18 protein-coding genes are annotated in these 15,102 nt (G+C 21.0%); 5 read left to right on the forward strand and 13 right to left on the reverse strand.

The features are described 5' to 3' along the window. Window positions 1-175: 175 nt before the first annotated feature. Window positions 176-799 carry a phage portal protein gene (locus tag AACL24_RS00290; RefSeq protein ID WP_339047051.1) on the reverse strand — a complete coding sequence of 208 codons (624 nt, stop codon included), beginning with the start codon at window positions 797-799 and terminating at the stop codon, window positions 176-178. Between the two features lies 1 nt (window position 800). Beyond that, window positions 801-2,321: a hypothetical protein gene (locus AACL24_RS00295; RefSeq protein WP_339047053.1), complete on the reverse strand. Its 1,521-nt coding sequence runs from the start codon at window positions 2,319-2,321 to the stop codon at window positions 801-803. Window positions 2,322-2,651: 330 nt separating this feature from the next. On the opposite strand from AACL24_RS00295, the gene AACL24_RS00300 reads away from it, so the two are divergent. Beyond that, window positions 2,652-3,074, forward strand: coding sequence for a transposase family protein (locus AACL24_RS00300; RefSeq protein WP_339045912.1), 423 nt, complete (start codon window positions 2,652-2,654; stop codon window positions 3,072-3,074). A 23-nt stretch (window positions 3,075-3,097) separates the two neighbouring features. Then, window positions 3,098-3,505: a transposase family protein gene (locus AACL24_RS00305; protein WP_339045908.1), complete on the forward strand. Its 408-nt coding sequence runs from the start codon at window positions 3,098-3,100 to the stop codon at window positions 3,503-3,505. Between the two features lie 173 nt (window positions 3,506-3,678). Here AACL24_RS00305 and AACL24_RS00310 read toward each other — a convergent pair whose 3' ends face one another. The 11 genes from AACL24_RS00310 to AACL24_RS00360 form a co-directional block, all read right to left on the reverse strand. Then, a complete protein-coding gene (locus AACL24_RS00310; protein WP_339047055.1) occupies window positions 3,679-5,277 on the reverse strand; it encodes a hypothetical protein in 1,599 nt (532 codons plus the stop codon). A 43-nt stretch (window positions 5,278-5,320) separates the two neighbouring features. Beyond that, complete coding sequence (locus AACL24_RS00315; protein WP_339047912.1) at window positions 5,321-5,671, reverse strand: hypothetical protein; 351 nt, start codon at window positions 5,669-5,671, stop codon at window positions 5,321-5,323. Window positions 5,672-5,926: 255 nt separating this feature from the next. Further along, the gene (locus AACL24_RS00320) at window positions 5,927-6,334 is read right to left on the reverse strand and encodes a transposase family protein (protein ID WP_339045908.1); all 408 of its coding nucleotides are present in this window, start codon (window positions 6,332-6,334) and stop codon (window positions 5,927-5,929) included. 23 nt (window positions 6,335-6,357) lie between these two features. Then, the gene (locus AACL24_RS00325; protein WP_339045912.1) at window positions 6,358-6,780 is read right to left on the reverse strand and encodes a transposase family protein; all 423 of its coding nucleotides are present in this window, start codon (window positions 6,778-6,780) and stop codon (window positions 6,358-6,360) included. Between the two features lie 100 nt (window positions 6,781-6,880). After that, window positions 6,881-7,354 carry a hypothetical protein gene (locus tag AACL24_RS00330; RefSeq protein ID WP_339047914.1) on the reverse strand — a complete coding sequence of 158 codons (474 nt, stop codon included), beginning with the start codon at window positions 7,352-7,354 and terminating at the stop codon, window positions 6,881-6,883. Then, on the reverse strand, window positions 7,355-8,266 hold the full coding sequence (locus tag AACL24_RS00335; RefSeq protein WP_339047061.1) for a hypothetical protein: 912 nt from the start codon (window positions 8,264-8,266) through the stop codon (window positions 7,355-7,357). After that, window positions 8,266-9,021, reverse strand: coding sequence for a hypothetical protein (locus tag AACL24_RS00340; RefSeq protein WP_339047063.1), 756 nt, complete (start codon window positions 9,019-9,021; stop codon window positions 8,266-8,268). The genes AACL24_RS00335 and AACL24_RS00340 overlap by 1 nt, the downstream gene beginning before the upstream one ends. Next, window positions 8,990-9,274, reverse strand: a complete 285-nt coding sequence (locus tag AACL24_RS00345) for a hypothetical protein (RefSeq protein ID WP_339047066.1) — start codon at window positions 9,272-9,274, stop codon at window positions 8,990-8,992. Before AACL24_RS00345 ends, AACL24_RS00340 begins: the two co-directional genes overlap by 32 nt. A 2-nt stretch (window positions 9,275-9,276) precedes the next feature. Beyond that, window positions 9,277-10,611: a hypothetical protein gene (locus AACL24_RS00350; protein WP_339047916.1), complete on the reverse strand. Its 1,335-nt coding sequence runs from the start codon at window positions 10,609-10,611 to the stop codon at window positions 9,277-9,279. Between the two features lie 28 nt (window positions 10,612-10,639). Then, window positions 10,640-11,155 carry a hypothetical protein gene (locus tag AACL24_RS00355; protein ID WP_339047918.1) on the reverse strand — a complete coding sequence of 172 codons (516 nt, stop codon included), beginning with the start codon at window positions 11,153-11,155 and terminating at the stop codon, window positions 10,640-10,642. Between the two features lie 148 nt (window positions 11,156-11,303). Continuing rightward, on the reverse strand, window positions 11,304-11,669 hold the full coding sequence (locus AACL24_RS00360) for a hypothetical protein (protein WP_339047074.1): 366 nt from the start codon (window positions 11,667-11,669) through the stop codon (window positions 11,304-11,306). 120 nt (window positions 11,670-11,789) lie between these two features. Here AACL24_RS00360 and AACL24_RS00365 point away from each other — a divergent pair, with 120 nt between their 5' ends. The 3 genes from AACL24_RS00365 (at window position 11,790) to AACL24_RS00375 (ending at window position 15,091) form a co-directional block, all read left to right on the forward strand. After that, a complete protein-coding gene (locus AACL24_RS00365) occupies window positions 11,790-12,965 on the forward strand; it encodes an Mbov_0401 family ICE element transposase-like protein (protein ID WP_339047076.1) in 1,176 nt (391 codons plus the stop codon). 229 nt (window positions 12,966-13,194) lie between these two features. Beyond that, window positions 13,195-14,229 carry a hypothetical protein gene (locus AACL24_RS00370; protein WP_339047920.1) on the forward strand — a complete coding sequence of 345 codons (1,035 nt, stop codon included), beginning with the start codon at window positions 13,195-13,197 and terminating at the stop codon, window positions 14,227-14,229. A 19-nt stretch (window positions 14,230-14,248) separates the two neighbouring features. Continuing rightward, complete coding sequence (locus tag AACL24_RS00375) at window positions 14,249-15,091, forward strand: ABC transporter ATP-binding protein (RefSeq protein ID WP_339047922.1); 843 nt, start codon at window positions 14,249-14,251, stop codon at window positions 15,089-15,091. Window positions 15,092-15,102: the final 11 nt, after the last annotated feature.

Genomic DNA, 15,102 nt, shown 5'->3' on the forward strand with positions numbered 1-15,102 from the left:
TACCACCTTTTACATAATTTGCAGTAGTAATATTTAAAAATGCATCTTTAATAATTGATTGAAAATCATCACTTAAATTTAAAGCTTTAAATTTTTCATTATCAATAATTCCATAAAATCTAGTTAAATTTAATATTCTTTCTTTTCTTTTTTGTTTAATAATATGTTGTAAATCTTATATTAAATTTCATACTGGTGCACAATCTGGATATGCATTCATTTGTGTACTATTACCATAAAAATGAATTTGTGGTAAATTTGTAATTTCTACAATTGGTAAATAACCAAATGGATTTTTTAATTCATATTTTTCTTTTAATTGACTTTCTGGTTTAATTTTTGATTTTGTACTACCTAATAAAATTTCTCTATTACCATTAAATATTTCAACTTTTACTTTTGAATTTTCTATTGTTACTCATGTTAAACTACCATTATCACTTTGTTCATTCATAAAAAATAATTCTGCTGATTGTTCTTGTTCATTAAATTTAGCAACACGTGACATAAAACTTGGACTTGGTAAAGTTAAACTTAATTCACCATTTTTAGTTAACATTCATATTAAAAAACATTTACCTAATAATGAATTTTGAATACCAAATTGATATAATTTTTCATTTCATTTATCTTTATCTTTTAATTTATTTAAAAAATTTAATAAATCTTTATCTTCACTTTTAAATAATAAACCTTTACCTAATCATAACATTGTACTTTTATTTGCAATAATTCTAGGTATATCTAATTCTCAATTATCTTCATGTATACTAAAATATTCTGTTGGACTATAATTCATATTATCACTCCTTATTATTAATAAAACTATATTGTTTACCAAATTCAAATTTAGTTTTATTAATTAATAATTCATTATTTATTTGTTCAATTAATCATTTCATATCATTCATTAATGCATAACAATCACTATCTCAAGTATCATCATATAAATCTAACATTTTAGGTTCATTATTTGAATTTTCTATTTTAGATTTAGATAATCATTGAATTAAACTATATTGTCTTTTAGTTTCTGGGCAATTATTTCAATCATAACTTAATATATTTTTAATTAATCCAGTAGTAGTAAAATCAATTCTATCTTTTAAATACATTACTGATTTATCTACTGGTTCAAAATTTAATCAATTCATATTTCTTTTATTTTTTTCTACATTTAAAACATCAATAAATGCTTGACCACCATTACCATAATCAACATAACAAATAAAACCTTTAAACATAGCAAAATATTTTTGTGCTTCAATTAAATAATAATCAATAATACTATTTGCTAATTCATAAGTATTTTTAAAATACATTGCTGGTTGACCATTAATATTAGCATTACTATGATAAAATTCACTTACTTTATGTGCTCTTCTTCCATTATGATTTTCACCAATAAATCATAATGAAGCTGCAGTTGGATGACCACTACTACTTGTTGCCATACCTATATCTAAACCACCAGTTATTTTAGAAACTTGAAAATCTAATTCAGTATTTACTTTATCTAAATATCTTGCAAATATAGCCCCTTGTAAAACACTAGGAACTCCATAATATCAACTTTGTGCTTTTATAGGGTCTAATATTTTTAATTCTTCAAGATTATTAATCTTATCTTGTTTTAAATTATGAGAATTTACTTTTCAATTTGAATAATGAAATAATTTAAACATTTGATTTTCTTCTATTGATTTTATTTGTTCATTATTACATTTCATAATTTCTAAATTAAAAGGTACACGTTCATTCATATAAGTAATAAAATATTGATAAATATTATCTGGATTACAACTTCTTATTTTAATAGTTTTTTTAGCATTACCTAATGCAAATGTAATTGCTTGAAATTCTGCTTGACTAAATTCATTTGCTTCTTCACATCATTCAATTGCTAAATCAAAACCTTTTATTTCACTACGAGAAAGACCTTTTAAAGGTATTCTATCATTACTATTACTATATACACCCATAACTCTAATAAATGATTTACTACCTTTAAAACGAAAATCTGCTTGTTTATTTGGATATTTTAAATTATATTCTTTATAATCAAAACCAATATTAATTAAAGCTTCATCAATTTCTTTAGTTAATTCATTAATATCTTTATTTAATTTTCTAAAACAATATATAGCAATTGATTTATTAACTTTAATTGAAATTGCTATTAATATTGCTAATTCTTCTGCAATACTATATGTTTTACTTGAATATCTACTTCCACTTAAATTATATTCACTATGAGTAAAATCACTTTTATTTAATAATCAATAACTAATTTCATTTAAATAAGTAAATTCTTTATTCATAATTTTATTCCTGTAATTCTTCTAATTTTTTAAAAATATAATCTCTACCCATACCCCACATTATTCTATTGTTATAAATATTAATTTCAGTTTGTTGGTTATTGTTATTATTTGCTATTCATAAACTACTTTTTACAACGCTTGTATCTAATTGATAATAAAAATTAATTATTTGTCAACTATAATTTTTATTATTTTTTTTAGTTGTATAATCACCATAACTTATATAGACATATTCCGTAATTAAATTTTTTAAAAGTCAATTAATAATTTTAAAATTTATTTTATAATTTTGTTATTAACAATAAATTTAGAAAAGTGTTGATAAAAATGATTTTTGAAAATTTAAAAAAATTAAAAAATGAAGAATTTTATAGATATTTTGGTATAAAACGTTTTCATTTTAATGAAATGTTAGAAAAATTAATTGAAATAGAAAAATTAGAAAAAAATAAAGGTCGAAAAAATAAACTTTCAGTAGAAGAAAGATTAATGATGACTTTATTATACTGAAAAGAATATTATACTTTTTTTCAAATGAGTATTAAATCTAAAATGAGCCCATCAAGTTGTTTTCGAAATATTACTTGAGTAGAAAATAAACTTAGTAACCACAAAGATTACCAATTTTTAAAAGAAAGATATAAATTAAAAATTGATAAAAAACAAGAAAATTCAAATGAATTTCAATTTTATTTAATTGATTCAACTGAGATTGAAATTGAAAGACCAACTAAAAAAAACTACAGTTAGAATATTTTTCTGGTAAAAGTTGAATGTATTCTATAAAATTTCAAATTGTATATGATTTTTTTAATAAAAAAATTGTTGATATTTTTGCTGATAATGGTAAAGTGCATGATTTTCAAATATTAAAAAATTCAAATCTTGAATTTTCAGAAAAAACAATAATTATTGGTGATTTAGGATATCAAGGTATACAAAATATTTATAAAAATACAATAATACCAATTAAAAGAACTAAAAATAAAAAATTAACTAAACAAGAAAGAAAATACAATAAGATTGTATCTAAAATTAGAATTAAAGTTGAACATGTCTTTGCTTGATTGAAAAGATTCAAAATTTTAGTAAATAAATGTAGAAAATCTAAATTTAGACTTATGTACTTAAGATTTAACTTACTTTGTGAAATTTTTAATAAAATAAAACCATTAAAATAAAAAAAATATTAAAAATATTTTTTTAAAATTTAAATTTTTATCGAGTTAATATAAAAATATTATTAACAATTTTTTGCTTAAAATGTAAACTCATTTTTTAAACTATTTTTTCAAAAAATATTTATTTCTATATTCAATAACACTAAATAGTTTTAAAACAATTTTATTGACAATTAATTAAATTTAATTACGGAATATGTCCTATATATTCTATAATGTGTTTTATCTTTAAATATATATTTTATATAATTTTGATTATTATTATTTTTATCTGTTATAACTTCTCCTACTTCTTTTCATTCATTAGTTCTTGGATTTGGTGAATCATTATCTCTTAAATCAACATCTCATTCATTTTCTTTAATTTCTAAACTAAGAATTGCTCCATAATTAATATCTCCACCATTAATTTGTAAAATTGATGTTTTTGAATTAATTGTTATATCTAATGTAGCTTCTTCATTACCAATTTTTCCATTAATAATAGTATGTTTTGCAGTATTAAATGCTTTAGCAGTTTTAAATAAAATCATTATTGGATAACCTACTAATTCAGTTTCTCATGTAATAATAACTTTATAAGTTTTATTAATTTGAATTTTAAAATCTGTTCATGTACGATTATTAAGACTTTTACCAACAGCAACTCATTTATCTTTACTTTCTTTTTTATTTATTTCATTAATAGCATCAACAACAGTTTTATTAGTAGTTTCTAAATTAGGAATTTCTTGACCAATAGCATTTATTTGAAATGCAATCGGAAATTGTGCTTTTGTATCTTCTAATTTTTTATCTACTTCTTCTTTTTTATAATAATCAGATAAATCTACTTTACCACCAGTAGCACTAATAGTATTAGTTTTTTCATCAATCTTAATATTTTCACCAGCAATTAATTTATCTTGCTTTTTATCAACATATTCTTTAGTTGTAGCGTCAGTTTCAAAAGTAGGTGTTCCAACATCAATAAGTCTTCTACCATTAACATCAATACCTTTATCATCTTTTGGCTTTATAAAATTAGGATTATCTTTATCAACTTCTCATAATGATTCATCACCACTACCAGTTGTACTAATAACTTTCTTTTCTTGACCTTCTTTACCATCAACTAATTTCATAGTATCATTACTAAAATATTTTGTAAATAATTCAAGTGTTGTTAAATTATCAAATGATTTAATACCCCTAGTATCAATATCAACTACTGAACCCATAATATTTTTTTGATGAGTAATATTAATTTTAGTTCTAGGGTCTGATGATTTTAAATTAATAGTTTGTAAATAAATTTCTCATGGATTTTGTTCACCACCATTACCCATAAATTTTTTAAATCAATTTTGTTTAGGTGAAACATTAAGATTAAAACCTTGCATAATTGGATATTCATTTATTTCTTTTAAATAATTAAATACTTGTGGAACAATATAATAAGGGTCTTCTGGATTATTTTGTGAATAAGTAATACCACCTTGACCAATACTTGCTTGACCACGTGCATATTCAACACCTTTACCTAATAAAAAATTAACATAATGAGTAGTTGCAGTTTGAATATTATCTGTAAATTTAGTAGGATTTATTTCTGGTCATTTTTTTGAAATAGTAAAACCACTTAAAAAATCAATATTACTACTTGCAATTTCTATTGCATATCTAATTTCACTATCTGGTGTTGTAACTTCATCAAATAATGATTTATTAAATCCTTTTCAATTTTTAAATTCTTCAATTGTAATAAACATCAATGGGTCTTTAATAGCCATAATAATTTACTCCTTAATGTAAAATAAAGGGTATTTAAACACTTTAAAATTTAGCTTTAGTTACTTTTTTCTTATCTTTTTCAGTTAATTCTTTACTAGAAGCTCTTTTACTAATAATATGGTTTTCAATTAATTCTTCTTTTTCTTCATTATTATTAAAACTATCTAAAGATTTAGCAACTGATGTAGTTTCTAATTGTAATTGAGAATTTATTTGTTTAATATTATTTGTAATATAATTAATTAATTTTTCTTGCTTTAATTCTTTTGCTAATTTACTTTTTTTTGATTTTATAATTGATTTACCAAATAATAGAAATCCTAATGCAATACATATTTCACTAGCTACTGCTCCTCCTATTACTGCTGATATTAATTCTATTGAAAAATTCATTTTTTATTCCTCCAATTGTATTTTATTTGAATGTTGTTTACATAAATGACATTGGACATATTCCGTAATTAAATTTAATTAATTGTCAATAAAATTGTTTTAAAACTATTTAGTGTTATTGAATATAGAAATAAATATTTTTTGAAAAAATAGTTTAAAAAATGAGTTTACATTTTAAACAAAAAATTGTTAATAATATTTTTATATTAACTCGATAAAAATTTAAATTTTAAAAAAATATTTTTAATATTTTTTTTATTTTAATGGTTTTATTTTATTAAAAATTTCACAAAGTAAGTTAAATCTTAAGTACATAAGTCTAAATTTAGATTTTCTACATTTATTTACTAAAATTTTGAATCTTTTCAATCAAGCAAAGACATGTTCAACTTTAATTCTAATTTTAGATACAATCTTATTGTATTTTCTTTCTTGTTTAGTTAATTTTTTATTTTTAGTTCTTTTAATTGGTATTATTGTATTTTTATAAATATTTTGTATACCTTGATATCCTAAATCACCAATAATTATTGTTTTTTCTGAAAATTCAAGATTTGAATTTTTTAATATTTGAAAATCATGCACTTTACCATTATCAGCAAAAATATCAACAATTTTTTTATTAAAAAAATCATATACAATTTGAAATTTTATAGAATACATTCAACTTTTACCAGAAAAATATTCTAACTGTAGTTTTTTTTAGTTGGTCTTTCAATTTCAATCTCAGTTGAATCAATTAAATAAAATTGAAATTCATTTGAATTTTCTTGTTTTTTATCAATTTTTAATTTATATCTTTCTTTTAAAAATTGGTAATCTTTGTGGTTACTAAGTTTATTTTCTACTCAAGTAATATTTCGAAAACAACTTGATGGGCTCATTTTAGATTTAATACTCATTTGAAAAAAAGTATAATATTCTTTTCAGTATAATAAAGTCATCATTAATCTTTCTTCTACTGAAAGTTTATTTTTTCGACCTTTATTTTTTTCTAATTTTTCTATTTCAATTAATTTTTCTAACATTTCATTAAAATGAAAACGTTTTATACCAAAATATCTATAAAATTCTTCATTTTTTAATTTTTTTAAATTTTCAAAAATCATTTTTATCAACACTTTTCTAAATTTATTGTTAATAACAAAATTATAAAATAAATTTTAAAATTATTAATTGACTTTTAAAAAATTTAATTACGGAATATGTCTATTCTTTTTTATGTTTTCTAATATTTTTATATTGATATATTAAATAAGGACTTGTAATAATAATTGGTATTGTTATCAATGCATATTTAATTAATTTTCCATAATTACCTAATTTAGTTACTAAATTTAATCCAATATGACCAAACATAGGAAATAACGTTAATATTAAATGGTCAGGTCAAGTAAAATTATATTGATTAGTATAATTACCTATTCCCATTGATATTGGTATTTTAGGTATTAATCAAGGTGTTATTGTAAAAAATAATGTTATAAACATACCAAGACTATGACTAGTTATTTTTAAAATATTTGATATTAAAATTTTAATTTTATCAATATGAGTACTATTTTTATTAAATCAAATCTTATTTAATCTTTTATATTCTTTATTATCTTTACTTAATGGATTAATAGTATTTCATATACCAATTGGTTTAATTGGTTTATCTAATTCAATAATAATTATCACCTACTTTCATGTTTTATAAAAATTAGAATTTTGTTTAATTTTTATATATTTTCTTGTATGTAAAGAATTTTTTAATAATTGTTTTCTTTCATATCTTCATTGTGTACTTCCAATTTCATTTTTAGATAAAGTTTTATATTCTTTTAATTTAAAAAAACCTTTTTCTAATCTATTAATAAAATGCATAGTTTTTTGTACATTAATATTATTAGGATAAATTACATTTGTATCTTGAGACCCGTAATACTTACCTTTTTTAGCTAATTCACTTTTAACATATTTTCTTAATTGACTTGGTAATCATTTTCTATTTCAAAATTTTCAAAATATTGTTCCAGCACCAGAACCATTTTTACCTTTAGCTTGTGTCATTAATATTCATATTTCTTGTGGAAATGTTGGATAAGTATATGGACCATATCATATTTGTCTTTTATCATTATCACTTTGAAATAATGTTGTTAAAGTTCCAATTTTTAAATTTTTATTATCAACAATAAATCTTCCTTTTTTAAATCATGAACTTGATAATACTTCTCATGCATTTTCTGGTATTTCTTCTTCATTTTCTTTAAATAAATTATTAAATTTATTTACATAATTTTTAACAGTTCTAATTTCTGTTGGTATAATAGAATTTTTAAAACTATTTATTGGATTTTTAAATTTATTAATTTCATTTTTTAATATAGATAATTCACTTGGTTTTAATATACTTGTTAATTTTTTAAGTATATTTGGATTAAAAACACTATATGGTTGATGTATTTCTTTTTCACTAATATTTTCACTATCAAATACTGCTTTTAATGATTGATTTTTATAATAAGTTTTTAAAGCATTTATTAATGCTAATTTAATATCATTACTTGCTAATGCATAATATATTCATTCAATAATTAAAGGTAACATTATAAACTCATATGACTATAATCTCATCTTAAATTTGATTCACTAATTTCACTAATAGCACCATATTGACTTATACTATCATTAATAAGATTTGCAGTTTCATTATTAAATGGTGTTTCTTGCATTTCTTCAATATGATTTATAGTTTCCATAGGTAATAAATTATGAATTATTTCACTTGCACCAGCAATTATGGTAGGTATTGCATAAGCATTATTAAAATCATTATTAATACCCATAGCTACACCACTACTAATCAAACATCCACCAGTACCCATATTCGCTATTTTACGTATAGTTTCAAATCTATTAGGAATTAATTCTGTAATTCCATTAATAAGATTTGAAATACCATAAGCATTTAAACTAATATACGTATCTCAATCCATTAAATGATTATCAGTAGTAGAATTACTAAACAATAAATCATCTGGAAATGGATTAGGATTTGGATTAATTGAATTAGTAGTAAATTTAGCATAATTTGATAAACCAATTGTTCCTAAACCTAATAATATTTTTTTAGAACTATTAATTAATTTAGTTTTAGTGTTTGGTCTTTGATTTAAATTTCAAATATCTAAACCTAATTTTTTACCAAATAATAAACTATTAATTGAACCTAATACTGGATTTGCAATTACTTGACCATAATAAGCACTTGTACCAATCATTGCTAATAATGGACTAATTGAAGAACGAATTATCTTTAATAAAGTATAATTATTTGATTGTATATTGTCAGAAATTGGCATTTTCATTAACTCCTTCTACATTAGTTTGTTTTTCTATTTTAATTATTACTTTACCTTCACAATGTATATTATCTCCAACACATATTGCATAACTATCATGTACATCACTTACTATAAAATAATCATTTCTTAATTTAGGATATTCATCTAATAAAATTGCTCTAATATCATTACTTGTAGTTAAATCTGCTGGCTTTGGTGAATAAATAGTAATATGTGCTTTTTCATTAAAATATTTATAAATATATTCCATAATTATTTTTTAGAGAATTTTAATTCAATTTCTTCAATATAATCTTTATCATTACCAGTCATAGTAGCACTTGTTGATGTAATATTACTAAATGTTGCTTTACTTTTTTCATAACCAACATTACCAGCATTTATGATTGCATTTTCTAATTCATCATTAGTTGGTGTATCACCAGCCATAGTTATTTTTCCTAAATTTTTAAAATAAATTAAATCATTTAAACTAATTCTAAAATCATCAAAATCAGCAATTTTAAATGTTACTGGTGATTTTTCTCTTTCTGCTGGAGTTAATTTAATTCAATTAGTTCAACAACGTTTTTGAGCTTCTTTAATTTCATCAGCTGTTGGCATTTTTTCCATAATAATAAATGATAATCAACCACGAATTGCTGTTGTTATACCATAAAGTGCTTTACCTAATGTTTTTTGATTTAATGTATTATTATCAATTAAATTAACAATTTTTTGAAAACTATTAGGTTGTGCAAATGCATTTCTATGTACAAAAACTCCTAATACTTTTTTTAAATCAAATGTTTTTTCTAAATGTAAACCAGTTTTAGTATCTTTAACCATATCTTTATTTAAAAACATATGTTTATATAAAAACATACCAAATACTGATTGTTTATATAATTGACCACTTGCTACAGTATCTGCTGCAATTTGACCATAATTTAATCTTAAATATGCTTTTGTTAATTGTAACATTGGAGTAAATCCTAATGCACCAATAAAATCACTTACATTTGTACCAATTTCAGTTTCAGTTATATTTCCTAATAATTCATTCATTTTATCACCAATTTGATAAAATGCTGATTTTGCTGTATCTTCTGTCATTTCTAACATATTAATAGGAATTACTTGTGATTTAGCAATACAATAATCTTTAATACCTTGTAAAAAAATACATTCTTGTATAAATAAATAATTTCTTAATGCACTTTCTGCTCATATTGATAACATATTTGCTTTTAATGCAATTGGACTTGACATAAATCTATTCATATCAAAATCTTCAGTTCTTCAATCAATAACTAATATTTGGTCTAAAATAACACTAGTTGTTCTTAATGTTGTTCATTGTTTATTTGTTCCAACTTCAACATCATATTTTGAACCTCAACGTAAACGTTCAGCAATACGATAATATGCTTCTACTGCTCCAGGTATTTCACTTATTTGTTCTGCAACTGCACTTGCTTTTAAAAACATCATACTTTCATCATTATAAAGTATACCTTTTACTTGTGCTTCCATAGCAGTTAACATTGCTTTATTTCCATTATTACCACCAGTAATTAAACCAGTTGGAACTTGTGGAATAGCCATAATATCTCTCCTTTTGAGAAATATTTAATTATTTACTAAATAAAAATTCTAAAAATTTAATCATTTCTTGTTTAGTTTTTGCACCAACAACTTCTGTATTTTTTAATAATTCTTCATTTTTAGATGTAATATTATTATCTAATTCAAAAAGTGTTTTTGGATTAAAAAACTCTTGTTTAGATTCTTCATTTTTAATAATTTCTTGTTTTTTAATTTCTTTATTATGTAAATTATTATTAAATATTTCTGCATAATCTTCTTTTATTTTATTTAAAGCAGAATGTTTATCAAGTTCTTTATATTCAGTATTAATTAATGATTTAACTATTTTTAATTGTTTATCATTAAAACCATTAAATAATTCTTTTTCTTGATATTCATTAACTTTATTTTCATATTCTTTTAATTTTGTTTCATATTCACTTAATTTAGGTTCAATATTTTTTTTACTTTCAGCATATACTACATTTCTATGTTGTTTTAGTAAATTTTTAACATCATCTAAACTATAATTCTCTTTTTCATCAAAAGTAAAATCACTCATACTTTTAATCTCCCTTTTATTAAATTTTAATAATTCACTTGGTTAATAGGTCACTTTTATATATGTTAATTTAACATATTCACTTTAATATATTATATCATTTTTTCCCTTTAAAATAAAGAAAAAAACCTATATTTATTATAGGTTTCTAATCATTATTTTCTATTTTTCTAGGTTCACAAATATTAATAATTATATTACTTTTTGAGTTATTATCTTCTTCATTAATATCAAATTCATTTGGATGAGATTTTAATCAATGTGTATAAATTAACTCTGGTTTTACTAATGCTTTTTCTAACATATGAGTTGAAATAATACTACGTGCTTTATCATAACTTTTTAAAAAATTACGTTGTCATGGATTACTTCTGCGTCGGCAATCAAATATAAATTTTCTATCAATTCCAAGTGCATTATTTAATCCTTGTGGTGTTAATGTTTTATTTTTAGTTCTTAAATAATTACTAATCGTAACATCATAATTTCCTAATTCTTTTCTTTTTGCTGGCATATTAATCACCTTATTTAAAACTTATATATTAATTATATCATTTCTAAAATTATTAAATTACAACAATTTAATTTTAATAGTCATATAATCAATTCATAAATTTAAGAAAGGATTTATATCATGCCTTGAATTAATGATAAATATGATTATGATACTTTTGATATTCAACATGCAAATCAAAAATTAGAAGATTATAATAAAGATTTATTAGATTATGATTATTATTGATATAAAAATAAATATGATAAAACTAAATTTAAATTAATACAAAGAAGAATGAAATTATTAATTAATCCTTTTGGAAAATCTTATCTTCCATTAAGAATATATAAAAATTTAGAAACTAATGAAAATATAATTCCAGTTAAACAAGCAATAGGAATTCCTAAATATAAAAATTGTACTAATAATTTAACATTATTTATAATTAAACAAATACATAAAGGTAAAAGACAATCTGATATTAAAGATATGTTACCATATTGTGGAATTTCAAAACAAACTTATAGTAATATAATAAAAAATACAAAAATTGAAATACAATTACCAATAAAAAAATATGAAGTTAAAGATTATTTGCATATTGATATGGATGATTGTTTTGAATATTTAGCAAATGAACAAGGAATAATAGAAAAATATTGTATTAGAATTTTCAGTCTTTATACTCATAAAATTAATATTTATAAAAATAGGAATCAATTACAAAATAAAATATGAGCATATATGATTTTTAAACCAAGTGATAATATAACTCAAGATAAAGTATATGAATTTGTATATGAAACTATTATTAATAATTATGATATTAAACTTAATTATTTAACTAATGTATTTTGACAAAATAATAATTTAATTATTGGTGGAGATGGTGCATTATGAATTAGAGCAATGGCAAAATGATTTGGTGGAAAATATATATTAGATTGTTTTCATGGTATTAGATATTTATGAAAAGCATTTATTAATGTAAAAGGTAAGAAAAAATCTGATACAAATTGACCTAATTATTTTGATACATCATTTAATTTTAAAAATGGTAATTATAATGAATTAATTAATATTTTAAAACCTAATGTTGATAAACAAACATTTAATTACTTTGCTAATAATGAACAAGGAATTATTAATCAAGGTAAAGATTGAAATATTGGTTGTCATGCTGAAAGTACTGTTTCACATTTAGTTAAATCTTTAAAAGGTTATGGTGCAAAATCATATAATTATAAAACATTTGTAAATATGTTAAATACAAGAATTGCTCATATAAATAATCAAAATATAGTTATTTGTTAATGTTATAAAATTAAATAATTCTAAACCTAAATAGTTAGGAATTTTTAGTTTTTATTAATAAAATAAAACACTAAAATACTTTATTTTTTAAAAATAGTATGGTATAATAATACCAACAATTAAAGATATTTTTCTCTCAAAAAAATATACTTTATACGCATTTTTTAAACGGCCATTAAATAAAACAGAAAATTTACCAATTTCTTTTAAAGAAGGTGTTGGACCTTATTTGGTTAAACAAATTAAAAAAGCAATGTTATTTAATAAATATTATAAAATGGGATTAATTCGTTATCCTAATTTAACTAAAGATATTGCTGATTTTTATAATAGTTTAACAATTGATGAATTACAAGATATTAATAAAAAAGAAGTTATTAGTAAAAGACAAGATTTTTATAAAAAAGAAGGATTTCTTTTAAATAGTTCATTTAATAGTGGTGAAATGGAAGGTAAAATTGATGTTTGAAATGGACATAATGATTTTAATGGCAAAACAGTTAAAATAGTTTTAGTTTTTAATAAATACTTTATTAATTTAAAAGAATTAAAACAAAAGATTCAAGAATCTAATAAAGATACTCAAAAAGATTTATTTCAATTATATGAAGATTATAATAATAAATTTGAAATTAATAATTTTTGTTATTTACAAAAATCAAAAATACCCGATTTGTTAGAATATGATCTTGCTAAATCTTATGTTGAGGAAGGTAGTAATAAAAAAACATTAACTAGTGATGATTGAACAAGAGCTTTTAAAGATGGTGGATATTATGTTAAATTTAGCAGTCCATTACGTAACAAATATGATAATCTTTTTTTTAATCCAATTTATATTTTATTAAGAACTGTGGAAGATTACATTTATAATCAAATATGAATTTATTATCAAGTTAAATCAGAAAAAGTTTTAAATGATGAAAATTTTATTGCATTTAAAAATAATATGAATTTATATACTTTGATTAACTATTTTAATTTTATTGAGCACTGAAACCAAATGTGAACAAATTATATGGGATATTATGGTAATTTTTGATTTAAACCATTAGCTTTATCAAGTATTGATTTTAATGTTCAAAAAAATACTTTATTTAGTTATCCTGTTTTTACTTTTCATTTAAATAGCGAATATAAAATTGATGTTAATAATACTACAAGCATACAAAATAATTTGATTGTTAGTTTATTTTACGGTGTGTTGTGTATTGTTTTATTTTTCTTATCATTTTGTTTTTTCTTAAAAAAGAATATTGGATAAGTTAGTTAGGAGACTATTTATGTCAACAAATGATAAAAATAAAATTTTAATTAATGTTCAAAACTATAGTAAAAAATTTAAGAAATTTCACATGAATAATATTAGCTTTACTGTATTTGAAGGAACTATTCATGCTTTAGTTGGCCGTTCAGGAAGTGGTAAATCAGTACTGTTGAAATCAATTATTGGTGCTATTCCAAAAAGTAATTACGAAGGATTAATTACCATTAATGGCTATAAAGCGGGAACAACTTTTTCAAAAAATAGTTTAGGTTATTCTTTGAATATAGAAAATTTTCCTCAAGGATTAAGTGCTTATAATTTTTTGAAATTTTTAGGTAAAACAACAATAATTTCAGAAAGTAAATTACTAATAAATTTAGAAAGATTATTAAAAAATTTTGGTTTATGAGAATCACGTAATAAATCTTTAAATTCATTTTCTTCAGGAATGAAAAATAGAATTATGTTAATTGTTGCCCTAGCACATGATCCAAACCTAGTTATTTTAGATGAACCAGGAGCTAATTTAGATTCAGAATCAAGAAAATTTTTTACTTCTGTTTTACAAGATTTAAAAAAAGAAGGAAAAACTATTTTATTAACAACTCATATGATTGATGAAACAAAAGATATTATTGATAATTGTACTATTATTGAATATGGTAAATTAATTTATACTGGACCAATTGATAAATTTGGGGTTGGTAAAATTTTTGTTTTAAAAACAAGCAATAATCTTGTAGCATCATCACTTTTAAGTTTATATAATTTTCAATTTAAATATAATAAAGATACTGATAGTATTTTAATTAAATTAATTGATAAAAATTATAGGACGGTTGTCAAATTTACGAAATAATTAATTATCAT

The sequence above is a fragment of the Spiroplasma endosymbiont of Colias croceus genome (assembly GCF_964020095.1).
Taxonomy (GTDB): domain Bacteria; phylum Bacillota_I; class Bacilli_A; order Mycoplasmatales; family VBWQ01; genus Spiroplasma_E.